The following is a 14,654-nucleotide window of genomic DNA, read 5'->3' on the forward strand; positions in this document are numbered from 1 at the left end:
CCGGATGACCAAACGGCCACGCTATGGCCGAACGGCCAGCAGCGCATCGAGCGTGCCGGTGGCCACAGAGTGGTAGTTGGGGCGCGCTTCCTTATAGATAGCCCGGGCGCGGGCCACTCCATCGGGCTGGGCCAACAGCGCCCGGTACAGCGGCACCAGAAACTTGCGCCGCCCCACGTGCCTCAGAAAATTTTCCAGCGCCGGGGTAGCAGCTGCATATTCTGCCCGCAGCGTGTGCGGAAACCAAGCCGTGAGAATTTCAGAGTTCCCGGAATTCGTGAATTGGAACGCTGCATCTAACTCCGCCAACTGCCCGGCCGGCGGGGTAGGCGGCAGGCCATGGAGGAAATGCACCCACTCGTGGCTGCTCCACTCGGTGGTATCGGCCCGGAAGGTGCCGGAGGGAGTCCCACTTTTCAGGCGGGCCAGGGCGGCATCTACCAACTCGAAGCGGCGCGACGTGACGGCCGGCGCATTGGGGGGCAGGCCGGGGCCGTCGACCCAGGCGGCCAGCTGCAGCCGGTCTTCCAGGCCGGGCTCCTGGTCCAGTAGCTCGGCGCGGAGGTAGTGCAGAAACGTGGCCGTGTCCATGGCCTGAAAGCTGAAGCGAGCGAAGTACTCCTTAATAAAGGTGTCGAGCCGCAGCCGGCCAATGAGGGACTCCAGCGTCAGCAGCAGACTGCAGCCTTTCTCGTAAGCAATTTCGGTGAGGCCTTCGTCGGGGTCGCGGCCGGCCAGCGCCAGGTGCAGGTGGGTATCGGGGCTGGCCACCCCGATTTCGGCGATGGTGTGATGCAAAGCTGCCCGGCCCAGTACCTGTAGCATGTCGGCGTACTCACGGCCATACAAATGTTCCATGATGCGCCGCTCGAAATAAACCGTGAATCCTTCGTTCAGCCAGAAATCATCCCACGTTGCATTTGTAACCAAGTTGCCCGACCACGAGTGCGCCAGCTCATGAGCCACCAAACTAGTCAGGCTGCGGTCGCCAGCCATAATAGTTGGTGTTACAAATGTTAATCGTGGGTTTTCCATCCCGCCGAAGGGGAAGCTGGGTGGTAGCACCAGCAAATCGTAGCGCTCCCAGCGGTAGGGGCCATAAAGTTCTTCGGCGGCGGCCACCATGTGTTCAAGGTCGGCAAACTCATGATTGGCCATGGGCAGCGTGGCCGGCTCGGCATAGATGCCGGTCCGGTTGCTGAGCGTAGCAAAGGCGAGGTCGCCGACGGCCAGGGCCATGAGGTAAGCCGGAATGGGCTGGCTCATCCGGAAATGATACTCGCCATTGGCGTTAAGCTGCTGCGGGTTCTCGGCGCTCATCAGGGCCAGCAGGTGGGCCGGCACGCGCACCTGGGCTTCGTAGGTGAAGCGAATGCCCGGCGAGTCCTGACACGGCAGCCAGGTGCGTGCCAGAATGGCCTGCGACTGCGTGAACAGGAAGGGTTGGATGCCGGCCGTCTGGGAGGGGAGGAGCCACTGTAGCGCTGCCGCCGTAGGAGCCGTGCGGTAGTGAATGCGAACGGCAGCAGTCTCAGCCGACAGGGCCACGCGCAGCGCTTGCCCCAATGTCGGGTCTGGCGCATCCAGCGAAAACTCTGCCGGGTGAACGGAACCATCTACCCTAAGATGCTCTACGTTTTCAATCGCAAGGTCGCGGGTGTCGAACACAACCTCCGTGGCAGCCTCGGCCGGTGTGAGGTGCCACGTCGCGCTGCCAGCCAGGGTGCGACTATCAAAGTCAACTCTCAGGTCGAGGGCTAAATGATGCGCCCGGACTGGGCTGCTGCCCGCATAGCTGTGCGGGTCGGTGGGCAGGCTGATAGGGGGCGAAGTTGGAATTGCCATAAAGAGAGGTGAGAAAATGAGCAGCTATTACTGCCATGAGTGAAACGCTGGGGCTGCCAAAGTAAGTAACCTCCGATGACCTTTCCATGAAATCAGGAACAAGCTTGTGGGCCTAACAACTCATTAATTGAGGCTTGAGCCAGAACTAAACCCTTGGTTGACCGGTAAATAATGGGAACACACATGGCCCCGTTACTTGTGCTAACCCACTGGGCCACGGGCTCACAGCCCGAAGTTGGCATGATTACGGTCTTGGCATGGGTGGGCTGTGCGCCATAGTCGCGTACTTTGTGAACGGACTGCCGACACGCAGCTTGGCGCAACCCCACCTTTGGCCTGGCAGTACAATGCCCGGCTTACGGCAACTGCCGTGCTTCTTTCGTCCGCTTTATTTTATTCAATGTTCCTGTTCCTTCGTTTTACTTCCCTGCTATGGGTGCTGCTGCTGGCAGCATTAGGCGGTGTCACTTTGCAAGCCTGCGGCCCTGGTTCCGATGAGAGCCGGTCGAGTGGCACTGCTGCCGATAATTCCTTGGTTGGCGCGCAGCCGCTCATGGACAGTACCTACCTCATCAAGACCTTCCGGGCCGAGCCAGCTTTCAAATCCCAACTCCTGCCTGCTCGTCGGTTCTACCGAGAGCGGGGTTTCCGACTTGGTTGGTTTAAAGACCACAAGCTCGTGCCGCAGGCTCAAACGCTACAGAATATAGTAGCTAAAGCAGCAGATGAAGGCCTTGATGCTAAAGATTACCAAGTTAAGGACTTTAAGCAACTTTTCGCAGCGTTAGACAAGGCCGGTGACGACCCTGCACGTCGCACTGCCCTCGAGCGCCAGATTGATGTAGCCCTCACCGGGACATACATGAAATGGGCTAATGACTATTATAGGGGCGTGGCCAACCCGCGCGATACCAAGAGCACGGCCTGGCAGGTGAAGCCCAATAAGATTAAGCTGAACAAGGCTCTGCTAACGTTTCTGGGCGACCGCAAAAGCCGCTACAATTACTACGAGTTTGCCCCGCTCCACCCCGAATACGACCAGCTGAAAAAGGCACTGGCTACCTACCGCGCTCAGGAGCGGGCCGGTGGCTGGCCCATACTGCCCACCACGCTGGCCCTGAAGCCCGGCGATACCTCGCCGGCCATTGCAGCGCTGCGAAAGCGCCTGCTCGATAGCGCTGGCGGGAGCATCGCCAGCACGACTGCGGCTCCTGCTACGGCCCCAGCGGCAGGGGTAGCCCCCGTTGCCCAGGTGTATGACCCCGAACTGGTAAGTGCCGTTAAGCAGTTTCAGCAGGATGCCGGTCTGAAGTCCGACGGCATCGTGCGGGGCGAAACCCTGCGCCAGCTTAACGTGCCCATTGGCACGCGCATCGACCAACTCATCCTCAACATGGAGCGCTGGCGCTGGCTTCCCAAACGCTTCGAGCCGAGCTACCTTTTGGTGAATATTCCGGAGTATACGCTGCACGTTATCGAAGAGAATAAGGAAGCGTTTAACATGCGCGTGATTGTGGGCAAAGTGTTGCACGAGACGCCCGTGTTCAGCGATAAGCTGGAATATGTAGTGCTGGCGCCTTACTGGAATGTGCCCTTCAGCATTATCGATAAAGAGCTGCGCGGTAAGCTGGCTGTCAACCCCAACTACCTCGACCGCCTCGATATGGAAGTGGTGAAGGGCTACGGCCGCAAAGCCGAGGTCATTGACCCCGGTTCGGTCGATTGGGCCAACGTCACGCAAGAAACCTTCAAGTACACCCTGCGTCGCCGCCCTGGGCCCAAAAATGACCTGGGTGATGTGAAGTTCATCTTCCCGAACTCCAACGATGTTTACCTGCACGATACTCCCCACGACGAGCTGTTTTCGCAGAGCAATCGTAGCTTCAGCCACGGCTGTGTGCGCCTGGCCGAACCGATGAAACTGGCCAGCTACTTGCTGCGCGACCGCCCGGAGTGGGACCAGCAAACCATTCTCGATACCGTCGCTACCCGGCGCGAAAAGTACATTACGCTCAAAAAGAAACTGCCCGTGTACTTGGTTTATTTCACCGCTTGGGCCGATGAAGCCGGCCGCCCCCACTTCCGCGATGACATTTACGGCCTCGATAAAAAACTCGCTCGCGAGTACTTTGATTAGCCAATCACAAAGCAAAGGCATCGTTCTTGAAAGCCCGGCAACTGCAAAGTTGCCGGGCTTTTTTTGCTGCCAATAGGAAGCTCTGGCCTGAGCGGATACGAATGAGGCGTGAGATTATGTAAACAGACGGGCACTCCGTCGGGAACGGCAATGCATGATAACAAATGTGACGCAGCGATTTGTTGGAATCTCTGTTTACATATGAGTGACAAAGGAATTGAATAGCCGAACCAGCGCTAACTCAAATGTAAACAGAGGGGAGAATAGACGCTTTCCCACCAACACATTCTTTTGACTACATTTGTAATCAAAAGAATATCATGGTTGAGCGCATCCGAAATTTGCTGGAAACCCGGCAGTTAACTCCTACTCAATTCGCCGACCTTATTGGCGTGGCCCGGCCCATCGTGAGCCATATTCTATCGGGCCGGAATAAGCCCAGCCTCGAAGTGGTGCAACGCGTTTTGGCAGCTCTACCAGACCTCTCAATGCCTTGGCTGCTGAATGGCAGCGGCCCCATGTATTCGGCCGCTCCTAGCGCGCCCTCAGCCACCGCTGACAAGCAGTATGTGGAAGTCACTCAAGCAGCGGAAGCAGCGCCTGCATCAAGGGTAGTGCCTCCAATTACCGCTACTGCTCCCCCGTTAATAGTCGCGCCTTCGCGTGCCGTCCAGATAGACGCCTCATTTTCAGCTGCAAAACCTGCAAAAAGAGTTGTAATGGGCGGACCTACCCCCAAGCGTTTCACTCCCAAGGCCGCAGAGCCCCAACCCGCCTTCACTGCGCCCGCAGCCACAGCCCCAGCTAGCGAAACCAGTCCCATAGTGGCAGACCAGCCACAGCCAGCACCCGAAGTAGAGACATTACCAGTTGCCGTCGTTGGGGCTGCCTCATTCAAGGATGACGCTTCAATCGCCACCGCGCTGTTTGCCGGGGCTGAAAAGCCAATTCGACGGATTGTGATTTTCTATCGGGATGGCTCCTTTGCCGACTATCAGCCCGAATAAAGCCGCTGTTTCGTTCGGTGAATCGGTCTTTGACTAAGCTCACAGCGTGGTCAAATGGCAGTCCTGTGTCGTGACCAAACGAAAATACAAAGGAGGTGTCTTGCCAGTTCAGGACGGCATTTCTACTAAATCTCTTTCGTTGCTCTGAGTGGATGTAGGGGTGCAATGCCCAGATTCAAGAGCTATTTGTATTGTAGAAATACTGAGCAGATAGGGCGGCAATCACGCGCTCTAAGGCACTTAGTGGTCTTTGTATTCACTCATGCCCGGCGTACCGTGCCATAGGGAAAAGTATAAATTGTCATGCTAGTCCAGTGCCCGCTGGCAGCAGGCTTTTTGACAAGGATGCTGCTGCTGATTTTACTAAAAAAATCTTATATCGCATTCTGTGCTTTGCTAATGAGTATGGTTTCAAATTTGGGCAGGCTGTTACTATCTATATGTCTTACATAAATCACTAACTTTCAATAAATTAATTACTACTAATGAAATGACTGGAGGAAGTAATTCAACCTGTATCATTCATGCATGTATCGTGTGGTAGGAACCTTGTTATTCGGCTTCATTAGTAATCATGGCGCATTCATAATACAGCCCAAGCTGTTCTTGCTGCTAATGATATTGACAAATACGCGGATAAGGAAAATTATAAAAACCAGAAACATACGAATTGAGGGATGCTAACGGATAGAGTTCAGACTTGGCTTTTTTCTACAGCCGGTAAGTCACAGTTATCTGGCTAGAAAAATGCGATTACTGATAGGGGTTCTTCTGCTCCAGGTTGCTGAGCATAAACATATCGCCAAGGCCACTTGTCGGGCTTGAATTGACAATTGTTAACCTTTGATATTTGCTTCTCGCAGAGCGGAAAATGCGGAAAGCAAAGAGGAGCAGAAATGTTGTCTTACCTACACAACCGACAGGGGTTGGAATTGTCAGGGGTTGTTCGTTTGACGATGGGGGGTTATCTTCGCGTCATGAAACTGACCCGCATGAATCTTTGGTTGGCCGCCGCCGCGGCAATGCTCCTGACGGCCTCTTGCGCCCAGGCTCCCGACGCTGAAACAGACCCTAGCGCCGATGCCGCCTACAAGCGTGCCCACCGTGCCGAAGGCTACCGCGAAGCCCAGCGCTCCAACGTCACGCGTAATTAAACCAGCCAGTCATTCGGCGCTTGCTTAGGCGGCGATGTTGGTTAGAAAACGAAAAAGCCCTCGCCAAAAATCTGGCGGGGGCTTTTTCGTTTTTTTGTCGGGGGGGTACTAGCCGGCGGCAACCAGCACGGGCGTGGGCACCGTTTCGAAACTTGGCAGGCTGATATCGGCCAGCAGGTCGCGCTCCAATAGGTCGGCCCAGGTCCGGAGGTAGAGCACTACGTCGTCGCGTTGGTTGTGGCGGAGGGCATCGCGGCGCTCGAAAGGGATGGCGGCCCGGATGGTAGGGTCGGAGATGCGCTCCAGGTGGGTCAAGTCGGCGCGGGAGAAACCGAGGGCCAGCATCTCGTCGATGGTCTGGTCGATGGGCAGGCCGCTGGTGGGGCAATAGTCGATAATCTGGCGCTCCCAGTCGCCGTAGCGCTGCATGGCGCGGGCATGAATCTCGGCCTTGGTGAGACGGGTAATGGTCTGGGCGAGGTGGCCGCAGTTGCAGCTGCCCATGTGGCCCCACTGGTAGGGAGCAGTTGCGAGACGGTGGGCCGTGTTGCGCAGGGCCTGAATAACGGGAAGTGTGGGCTGAGCCATAGGGGGGAGGCAGGGTTAATTATCCGCAGTCAAAGCAAGTTACCGGCCCCTAAAAGCAGCAGGCCCCGGAAAAAGTTTTCCGGGGCCTGCTGCTTTTAACTGAAATTGAACGACGTTTAAAGAGTTCGTCATGCTGAGCACAGTCGAAGCATCTCTACTGTTATACTAAATCTGGTTAGTTGCGCGGTAGAGATGCTTCGGCTGCGCTCAGTCCGACGTGCTTTCATACGCTGCCTAGAACGAGCCACGGCGCGAGCCGCCTGCGTCGCCGCGACGACGACCGCCCTGGTCGCCACCTTCGCGGCTGGCACCGCCCACGTTCACGCGGGCCCCGCCACTGCCGAAGCGGCGAGCGGTATCCGACTGACCATTGCTGGCCGGAGCCGCCGGACGGCTGCGTTCGCCGCCCCCACTGGGGCGGCCACCACCGCTACTGGCGCCGCCGGAGCGCCCGCCGCCCTGGCCACCGCCCGAACGCCCGCCGCCACCCTGACCGCCTTCGCGGGGACCGGAGCGGGCCGGACGACCAGCCGGGCCCTTGGGCCGGATGATACGCTCGTTGCCGTGCAGCATGACGGGCTTGACGCGGCCCGTCACGAACGGATGCTCGGCCTCAATGTCAATCTGGCGGCTGATGAGCTTCTGGATATCCTGGAGGTAGGCGCGCTCCTCGTCTTCCACGAAGGAAAACGCGGTGCCGAAGGCCCCGGCCCGGCCGGTGCGGCCAATGCGGTGCACGTAGGTTTCGGGCTCGTTCGGGATTTCGTAATTGATAACGTGGGTCAGCTCGTCCACGTCGATGCCGCGGGCGGCAATGTCGGTAGCTACCAGCACACGGGTGCTGCCGGCTTTGAAATTGGAGAGGGCCCGCTGCCGGTGGTTCTGGCTCTTATTGCCGTGGATGGCTTCGGCCGGAATCTGATTCGCGGCGAGGGCCTTTACTACTTTATCGGCTCCGTGCTTGGTGCGGGTGAAGACGAGTACGCGCTTGATTTCCTTGTCCTGCAGGATGTGGCGGAGCAGGGCGGGCTTGTCGTTGTTCTCAACCAGGTACACGGACTGCGTCACGGTATCGGCGGTGCTGCTGACGGGCGTGACGGCCACGCGGATGGGGTTAGGGCGCAGGATGGTACCGGCAAGCTCCTGAATCTGGCCGGGCATGGTGGCCGAGAAGAACAGGGTCTGGCGCTTTGTGGGCAGCTTGGGCAGGATGCGTTTGATGTCGTTGATGAAGCCCATGTCGAGCATGCGGTCGGCTTCATCGAGCACAAATACTTCCACTTGGCGCAGGTCCACGAAGCCCTGGTTCATGAGGTCGAGCAGGCGGCCGGGAGTGGCGATGAGCACCTCCACGCCACGTTTGAGCTGCGCAACCTGCGAGCCCTGGCTTACGCCACCGAAAATGACAGTGTGGCGAATCTGGCTCAAGTGGCGGCCGTAGGCGCCGAAGCTTTCGTTGATTTGGATGGCCAGCTCGCGAGTGGGCGTGAGCACGAGGCAGCGGATGGCGCGCTGGGCGTGGTTCGAAACCTGGGCCGTGCGGTGCAGCACCTGCAGGATGGGCACGGTGAAGGCGGCCGTTTTGCCGGTGCCGGTCTGGGCCACGCCGAGCAGGTCTTTGCCTTCGAGCACGTGGGGAATGGCCTGCTCCTGGATAGGAGTAGGGGTGGTGTAGCCTTCTTCTTTGAGGGCTTTGAGAATGGGGTCAATTAGGTTTAAATCGTCAAACGTCATGTTGAGGGGGTAATTGGGCGCACTGGAATCAGCCCTTGCGGTTCGGCATGCTGAGCGTAGTCGAAGCATCTTGCGTGTGGTAGCAATCCTTTTCTTGCGATTGAATTACTGCCCCGTGCAAGATGGTTCGGCGGTGCTCAGCATGCCGGGCCATTAAAAGCAGGCTCTTCGTGCTGAAATAAAATAGTGGTGGACAGTCGTCCACAAAATGAGGGGTTGAGCCTGCGGGGTTGCACAGGCGGGCATGGCCACGCCGGACGAAGCCAGGCGTGGGCGGGGGTGGGCGGCTCGTCGGAGGCCGACCGATTCCCTTAATGAAGAGGAATTGGAGTGAGGTGCGCTTACTTCGCGGAGACAGCCGAGGCGCGGGGCTTTGCCCGACGCAGCCGGGCAGCGGGCTGCTCCGACGGCGGCCCTGGTGTCAACAAAGGTACAACACAGTAATCCGAACATGCAGATTATCGAGCGCAGCCGTGTTTTCAATGGGCACTACAAAGTCAACCAGCTAATCGTTCAGGACGGCGAGCACCAGCTCCGGCGCGAGCAATTTGCGCCCGGCAAAGCCGTGGCCGCGCTGGTCTATGACACGGCCCGGCAGGTGTACGTCCTCACCCGCCAGTTCCGCATCGGCCCCGAAGCCGATATCCTGGAAATCGCGGCCGGCATGATTGACGGCGACGAAGCCCCCGAAACGGCCGTGCGCCGCGAGATTCACGAGGAACTGGGCTACGAAATTGACAAGCTGGAGGAAATCGTGTGCATCTGGCCCTCGCCGGGCACCAGCTCCGAGGAAATCACCGTGTACTACGCCGAAGTGAGCCATCGGACCGGCGATGGCGGCGGGCTGGCCGAGGAACACGAGCACATCGAAATGGTGGAGCTTAGCTGGGAAGCTTTGGTAGCGGAGCCGCTGCGGGATGCGAAGACGGTGATTGCCGTGCAGTGGGTGCGGCTGCGGGCTTGGTTGTAGCTAACGTGGGTGAAGTAGGGTGTAATTCAAAACTACGCGCTGCCCTTTTCATCGGTCATCGGTACTGGCCTCTATGCATCGTTGAGGGCATCAGACACAGGTCCGATTTTCCTGCTTGAAGAAGAGCCGCGTAGTTTTGAATTACACCCGGTGAAGTAGCATCTGTTTTTCGGGTGGCCTACTTTTTTGGTAAGCCTACATCTGGTTCTAAATTAAAATATCGAAATGAAGGCTATTATCAAATCCATTGCATTCGTAACCTGTATGGCTCTACTCGCTTCAATGATTTATTGCTTAAATACGAATGAAAAATATTGCGAAGGAATCAGTTACTATAAAGGTCTTGGTTGGCAAGGTATGGTCTTGGGTAAGTACCGTGACACACTCAATCACCACTATAAAACCTTGTTAATTAATGATAAAGGCTCATTACAGAAATTATACTTCATTACTGATACAAGCCGAGTGTATAAAATTGTCAAAATTGGAGATTATGTCGAAAAAGAAAAGGACTCCTTAACTGTATTTGTTAGGAGCGGGCTCTTTGAGAATACTTTTACTTTAAAGTACATCTGTAACTAATGTCATTGATATTTCCTGAATTTCTCAGTGCTATCAAAACCCAAATGTTGATAGCCGATGCTAAGACTGGACAAATACCTTTGCGTTGATACAGGCAGCTTGAGAAGCTCTTGAAAACGTGTCACAGCACCACGCATTGTGCTGAAATTGAACCACCCACGACTACCCACGAAGTAATGACCAAAATCAAAGTAGCTAACCCCGTAGTGGAGCTTGATGGCGACGAAATGACGCGCATCATCTGGAAATTCATCAAGGACAAACTGATTACCCCGTACCTGGAGCTGGACATCAAGTACTACGACCTTGGGATTGAGTACCGCGACGAAACCAACGACCAGGTGACCATTGACGCCGCCAATGCCATCAGGCAGTACGGTGTGGGTATCAAATGCGCCACCATCACGCCCGACGAGGAGCGGGTGAAGGAATTCAATCTCAAGCAGATGTGGAAGTCGCCCAACGGCACAATCCGCAATATTCTGGACGGCACGGTATTCCGCGAGCCCATTGTGATGAGCAACGTGCCCCGCTTGGTGCCGAACTGGACCGCGCCCATTTGCATCGGCCGCCACGCGTTTGGCGACCAGTACCGCGCCACCGATTTCGTGACCAAAGGCAAGGGCAAGCTCACCATCACCTTCACGCCCGAAGACGGCGGTGAAGTGCAGTCGTTCAACGTCTTCGACTTTAAGAGCGACGGCGTGGCCCTGGCCATGTACAACACCGACGAATCCATTCGCGGCTTCGCCCACGCCTGCTTCAACCAGGCCCTAATGAAAGGCTGGCCGCTGTATTTGAGCACCAAAAACACCATCCTGAAAAAGTACGATGGCCGCTTCAAGGACATCTTCCAGGAGATTTACGAACAGGATTACCTGGCCAAGTTCAAGGAAGCCGGCATCACCTACGAGCACCGGCTGATTGACGACATGGTGGCCTCGGCCCTGAAATGGCACGGCAACTTCGTGTGGGCCTGCAAAAACTACGACGGCGACGTGCAGAGCGACACCGTGGCCCAGGGCTTCGGCTCGCTGGGCCTGATGACGTCCACGCTGGTGACGCCCGACGGGGGCACGATGGAGGCCGAAGCCGCCCACGGCACCGTGACCCGCCACTACCGCGACCACCAGGCCGGCAAGCCCACTTCGACCAATCCCATCGCCTCCATTTTCGCCTGGACGCGGGGCCTGGAATTCCGCGGCAAGCTGGACAATAACCAGCCGCTCATCGACTTCTGCCACGCCCTGGAAGCGGTGTGCATCGAAACTGTGGAAAGCGGCAAAATGACCAAGGACCTCGCCGTCTGCATCCACGGCAACAAAGTGGAGCACGGCCGCGACTACCTCTACACCGAGGAATTCCTGGCCGCGCTGGACGAGAATCTGAAAGCCAAGTTAGGCAGCTAACGGTTCCAATCTAATGCAAAGAAGCCCGTCTGGAGAACCAGACGGGCTTCTTTGTTGCTATTTTATTAGAAATCAGACCTACTGCGCGGCTGGCAGCGTCAGCGTATAATCGTAGGTCTGGTACAGCTTCGCGTCGCGGATGCTTACGTTCAATTCCTGCGGCTCCATTTTGGGGAAAGGGATGACGGCTTTGCCTTGGTAGAGGTCGCGGCCGAAGAAGCGGCCGGTGGCCGGAGCCAGGGTTTGGGCGAACACCTCTTTGCCGGCTTTATCGGTAGCGGTAAGGGTGAGGTTGGACATTTCCACGCCTTTCGGGCCCTGGCGGTGGACTATGACGACCATTGCGCCACCGGCCGGAATAGCGGCTACGCGGCGCTGATAGGTGGTATCGGCCCAGTCGTGCAGCTTTTTGAGGGCCGTGATTTCGGTGAGCATGTCATTGTAGGAGCGGTAGCCGAGGCGGGTGAAGGAGCCGTCGACGTCCTGCTCCTCATCGGTGTTTTTGGTGACGTTTTGCACGTAGGACGATTCAGAGTCGCGCTGCGCGAAGGCATAGCGCTTGCGGCCTTTGGCGGCCTTGCCAGTGGGCTGGGCCAGGGCGACGGTACCGGCACACAGCGTGAGCAGGCCCACAGTGAGAATATGGCGGGCCAGGCGGGGTAAAAACTGCATAAAGAGACGTAAAATGAAGAATGAAATAAGGGAATAACCGAACTACGAATAATCGGGCCAACAAAGAAACAGAAACCCAGCCGAAATCCGGTGCGCCACCAATGTTGCGAAATTGGACTGCGCGCCCAGCTGGTAAGGTGACTTAACGTTAATATGACCGTAATGAGGGCTTCACGGGAGCCGACGAACTTTGAAAGCAGGATTATCACCGGTTTTAAAATTCCTGCTATGTACTTCCCGGCTTTGGTTTCGGGGCTGCGCCGCTTGGGGCGCTGGCTCGTGTACGAGTTGTTCCAAGTGGTTCTGTTTGTAGCCTATGCCCTGCACACGTTGGGTAGCCTGCGCTCGGCCTTTGGGGGCGGGGGCGCGTTGGCGCCGGACGGCCAACGGGGCCCCGCCATTCGGCCGCGCCGTTCGGTGGGCCCGGCCCGCGGGGGGCGTTTCACCCAGCCAGCCGCCGCATGAGCCCAGTGACCGTTGCTATGCCCGATACCATCCTGATTATTCCCGCCGAACCCGCCAAGCCCAAGGCCCGCCGCAAGCGCCGGGTGCAGGTGGCCGTCGTCAGCGACGTGCACCTGGGCACCTACGGCTGCCACGCCACGGAGCTGCTGCGCTACCTCAAGAGCATTCGGCCGCAGGTGCTGGTGCTCAACGGCGACATCGTCGACATCTGGCAGTTCAGTAAAAACTACTGGCCGCCCGCCCACATGCGGGTGGTGCGCTACCTGGCCGGCCTGGCCGCCAAGGGCGTCAAAATTCATTACCTGACCGGCAACCACGACGAGCTGCTGCGCAAATTCGCGGGCTTGAAGCTGGGCAATTTCCGCCTCGATAACAAGCTGGTGCTCGACCTGCCCCACGGCCGCACCTGGCTGTTTCACGGCGACGTGTTCGACGTAACCATGCGGCACTCGCGCTGGCTGGCCAAGCTCGGCGGCCACGGCTATGATTTGCTGATTTTGATAAATCGTTCGGTGAACTACCTGTTGGCCAAGCTGGGTCGGCCCCGCGTGGCCCTGAGCAAGCTGGTGAAGGAGCGGGTGAAATCGGCGGGGTCGGCGGTGAGTAATTTTGAGGAAACCGCAGCCGCCATCGCCGCCGACGAAGGCTACCGCTACGTGGCCTGCGGGCATATTCACCAGCCCGAAATCAAGACGCTGCATACCGAAAAAGGGGAGGTGATTTACCTGAACTCCGGCGACTGGGTCGAAAACCTGACGTCGCTGGAATACACGGCCGAGACCGGCTGGCAGCTGTATTATTACAACGACGACCCGCTGATGCAGCAAGCCGCCGAAGCTGATGCCGCGGATGCGGCGGAAGAATTAGCCGATTCAAACCCGGCGCAGTTGCTGGAAGGGTTATTGGCCGAGTTTAAAATTAGGGCATAACAGACGGCCATTGCGTATCACAGTAGAACGTCATGCTCAGCATGACATTCTAAAAATTTAATTCCGATATCAACCAAATGTCCCGAATACTTTACGCCATTCAAGGCACTGGCAATGGCCACCTTAGCCGCGCCCTCGATGTGATACCGCTGCTGCAAGCTCGTTGCGACCAACTTGACGTGTTGGTGAGCGGCCCACCGGCTGATTTACCGCTGCCTTTCGCAGTGAAATACAAGGCCCAGGGCATGGGCTTCGTTTTTGGCAAAAAGGGCGGTATCAACTTCGTGAAAACTTTTTTGCAATTCAACTCGGCCAAGTTTCTGCATGAGGTGCGGCACCTGCCGGTGGAAAGCTACGATTTGGTTATCAGCGACTTCGAGCCGGTGAGCAGTTGGGCCTGCAAGCTGCGCGAAGTGCCCTGCATTGCCCTCAGCCACCAGAGCGCCGTGCTGAACCCCGCCGCCCCGCGCCCCGACAGCGAGGACCCCGCCGGCCGCGCCGTGCTGAAGCACTACGCACCCAGCACGGCGCAGTATGGCTTTCACTTTCAGCGCTATGCGCCGGAGATTTCCACGCCCGTCATCCGGCAGCAGGTGCGCGAGCTGAGCCCCGCCAACGAGGGCTACTACACGGTATATCTGCCGGCGTACGAAGAAGAAATTTTGGTGGAGCGCCTGCAGTACCTGAGCCGCAGCGTGCGCTGGGAGGTGTTCAGCAAGCACAGCCATACGCCCGCCGAATACGGCAACGTGCGGGTGTGGCCCGTGAGCGGCCCCGCTTTTCTCGACAGCCTGGCTCGCTCGGCCGGCGTGCTCTGCGGGGCCGGTTTTGAAACCCCGGCCGAAGCATTATTCCTCGGTAAAAAGCTGCTGGTGATGCCCATGAAGCAACAGTACGAGCAGCAGTGCAACGCGGCGGCGCTGGCAGGAATGGGCGTGCCCGTCATCAAAAACTTCAAAGACAAAAACCTGGACAGAGTAGACCAATGGCTGCACCAGGACCAGGTAATTCCCGTTGATTACCCCGACCAGACCGCCGCCGTGATTGACCAGCTGCTGCGGGAGCAATTGCAGCGGAAGCGTGTTGGGGCAGCGCAAAGCCGTTGATGAACTGAACTGCAGACAACAGAACGTCATGCTTCGACTGCGCTCAGCATGACGTT

General features: G+C 57.6%; 13 protein-coding genes. 9 read left to right on the plus strand and 4 right to left on the minus strand.

Features of this window, described 5'->3' with window-relative positions:
- Positions 1-21: 21 nt before the first annotated feature.
- Complete coding sequence (locus IEW17_RS01200; RefSeq protein ID WP_188560188.1) at positions 22-1,845, minus strand: M1 family metallopeptidase; 1,824 nt, start codon at positions 1,843-1,845, stop codon at positions 22-24.
- A 400-nt stretch (positions 1,846-2,245) separates the two neighbouring features.
- Here IEW17_RS01200 and IEW17_RS01205 point away from each other — a divergent pair, with 400 nt between their 5' ends.
- The 3 genes from IEW17_RS01205 to IEW17_RS01215 all read left to right on the plus strand — a co-directional run bounded on the left by IEW17_RS01205 (position 2,246) and on the right by IEW17_RS01215 (position 6,143).
- Positions 2,246-3,982 carry a L,D-transpeptidase family protein gene (locus tag IEW17_RS01205; RefSeq protein WP_188560189.1) on the plus strand — a complete coding sequence of 579 codons (1,737 nt, stop codon included), beginning with the start codon at positions 2,246-2,248 and terminating at the stop codon, positions 3,980-3,982.
- 320 nt (positions 3,983-4,302) lie between these two features.
- On the plus strand, positions 4,303-4,989 hold the full coding sequence (locus tag IEW17_RS01210) for a helix-turn-helix domain-containing protein (RefSeq protein WP_188560190.1): 687 nt from the start codon (positions 4,303-4,305) through the stop codon (positions 4,987-4,989).
- 977 nt (positions 4,990-5,966) lie between these two features.
- Positions 5,967-6,143 carry a hypothetical protein gene (locus IEW17_RS01215; protein WP_188560191.1) on the plus strand — a complete coding sequence of 59 codons (177 nt, stop codon included), beginning with the start codon at positions 5,967-5,969 and terminating at the stop codon, positions 6,141-6,143.
- A gap of 108 nt (positions 6,144-6,251) precedes the next feature.
- On the opposite strand, the gene IEW17_RS01220 is transcribed toward IEW17_RS01215, so the two are convergent.
- On the minus strand, positions 6,252-6,731 hold the full coding sequence (locus tag IEW17_RS01220) for a hypothetical protein (protein ID WP_188560192.1): 480 nt from the start codon (positions 6,729-6,731) through the stop codon (positions 6,252-6,254).
- Positions 6,732-6,965: 234 nt separating this feature from the next.
- Positions 6,966-8,465 carry a DEAD/DEAH box helicase gene (locus IEW17_RS01225; RefSeq protein WP_188560193.1) on the minus strand — a complete coding sequence of 500 codons (1,500 nt, stop codon included), beginning with the start codon at positions 8,463-8,465 and terminating at the stop codon, positions 6,966-6,968.
- A gap of 451 nt (positions 8,466-8,916) precedes the next feature.
- Between IEW17_RS01225 and IEW17_RS01230 the strand changes: the two genes are divergently transcribed.
- The 3 genes from IEW17_RS01230 to IEW17_RS01240 all read left to right on the plus strand — a co-directional run bounded on the left by IEW17_RS01230 (position 8,917) and on the right by IEW17_RS01240 (position 11,426).
- Positions 8,917-9,435 (plus strand): NUDIX domain-containing protein, encoded by a 519-nt coding sequence (locus tag IEW17_RS01230; protein WP_188560194.1) that lies wholly within the window; start codon positions 8,917-8,919, stop codon positions 9,433-9,435.
- 225 nt (positions 9,436-9,660) lie between these two features.
- Positions 9,661-10,017, plus strand: a complete 357-nt coding sequence (locus IEW17_RS01235) for a hypothetical protein (protein ID WP_188560195.1) — start codon at positions 9,661-9,663, stop codon at positions 10,015-10,017.
- 176 nt (positions 10,018-10,193) lie between these two features.
- The gene (locus IEW17_RS01240) at positions 10,194-11,426 is read left to right on the plus strand and encodes an isocitrate dehydrogenase (NADP(+)) (RefSeq protein WP_188560196.1); all 1,233 of its coding nucleotides are present in this window, start codon (positions 10,194-10,196) and stop codon (positions 11,424-11,426) included.
- A 78-nt stretch (positions 11,427-11,504) separates the two neighbouring features.
- On the opposite strand, the gene IEW17_RS01245 is transcribed toward IEW17_RS01240, so the two are convergent.
- Complete coding sequence (locus tag IEW17_RS01245) at positions 11,505-12,098, minus strand: hypothetical protein (RefSeq protein WP_188560197.1); 594 nt, start codon at positions 12,096-12,098, stop codon at positions 11,505-11,507.
- A gap of 228 nt (positions 12,099-12,326) precedes the next feature.
- Here IEW17_RS01245 and IEW17_RS01250 point away from each other — a divergent pair, with 228 nt between their 5' ends.
- The 3 genes from IEW17_RS01250 (at position 12,327) to IEW17_RS01260 (ending at position 14,598) form a co-directional block, all read left to right on the plus strand.
- Positions 12,327-12,563: a hypothetical protein gene (locus tag IEW17_RS01250; protein ID WP_188560198.1), complete on the plus strand. Its 237-nt coding sequence runs from the start codon at positions 12,327-12,329 to the stop codon at positions 12,561-12,563.
- Positions 12,560-13,492 carry a UDP-2,3-diacylglucosamine diphosphatase gene (locus tag IEW17_RS01255; protein ID WP_229748720.1) on the plus strand — a complete coding sequence of 311 codons (933 nt, stop codon included), beginning with the start codon at positions 12,560-12,562 and terminating at the stop codon, positions 13,490-13,492. Before IEW17_RS01250 ends, IEW17_RS01255 begins: the two co-directional genes overlap by 4 nt.
- 77 nt (positions 13,493-13,569) lie before the next feature.
- The gene (locus IEW17_RS01260; RefSeq protein ID WP_188560200.1) at positions 13,570-14,598 is read left to right on the plus strand and encodes a glycosyltransferase family protein; all 1,029 of its coding nucleotides are present in this window, start codon (positions 13,570-13,572) and stop codon (positions 14,596-14,598) included.
- The last annotated feature ends 56 nt before the right edge of the window (positions 14,599-14,654 follow it).

Source organism: Hymenobacter frigidus (assembly GCF_014640435.1).
GTDB classification, from domain to species: Bacteria; Bacteroidota; Bacteroidia; order Cytophagales; family Hymenobacteraceae; genus Hymenobacter; species Hymenobacter frigidus.

Coding starts and splice junctions, on each gene's coding strand:
- IEW17_RS01205 (WP_188560189.1), top strand. CDS start 2,246: ATGTTCCTGTTCCTTCGTTTTACTTCCCTGCTATGGGTGCTGCTGCTG.
- IEW17_RS01235 (WP_188560195.1), top strand. CDS start 9,661: ATGAAGGCTATTATCAAATCCATTGCATTCGTAACCTGTATGGCTCTA.
- IEW17_RS01230 (WP_188560194.1), top strand. CDS start 8,917: ATGCAGATTATCGAGCGCAGCCGTGTTTTCAATGGGCACTACAAAGTC.
- IEW17_RS01240 (WP_188560196.1), top strand. CDS start 10,194: ATGACCAAAATCAAAGTAGCTAACCCCGTAGTGGAGCTTGATGGCGAC.
- IEW17_RS01215 (WP_188560191.1), top strand. CDS start 5,967: ATGAAACTGACCCGCATGAATCTTTGGTTGGCCGCCGCCGCGGCAATG.
- IEW17_RS01210 (WP_188560190.1), top strand. CDS start 4,303: ATGGTTGAGCGCATCCGAAATTTGCTGGAAACCCGGCAGTTAACTCCT.
- IEW17_RS01250 (WP_188560198.1), top strand. CDS start 12,327: ATGTACTTCCCGGCTTTGGTTTCGGGGCTGCGCCGCTTGGGGCGCTGG.
- IEW17_RS01225 (WP_188560193.1), bottom strand. CDS start 8,465: ATGACGTTTGACGATTTAAACCTAATTGACCCCATTCTCAAAGCCCTC.
- IEW17_RS01255 (WP_229748720.1), top strand. CDS start 12,560: ATGAGCCCAGTGACCGTTGCTATGCCCGATACCATCCTGATTATTCCC.
- IEW17_RS01245 (WP_188560197.1), bottom strand. CDS start 12,098: ATGCAGTTTTTACCCCGCCTGGCCCGCCATATTCTCACTGTGGGCCTG.
- IEW17_RS01200 (WP_188560188.1), bottom strand. CDS start 1,845: ATGGCAATTCCAACTTCGCCCCCTATCAGCCTGCCCACCGACCCGCAC.
- IEW17_RS01220 (WP_188560192.1), bottom strand. CDS start 6,731: ATGGCTCAGCCCACACTTCCCGTTATTCAGGCCCTGCGCAACACGGCC.
- IEW17_RS01260 (WP_188560200.1), top strand. CDS start 13,570: ATGTCCCGAATACTTTACGCCATTCAAGGCACTGGCAATGGCCACCTT.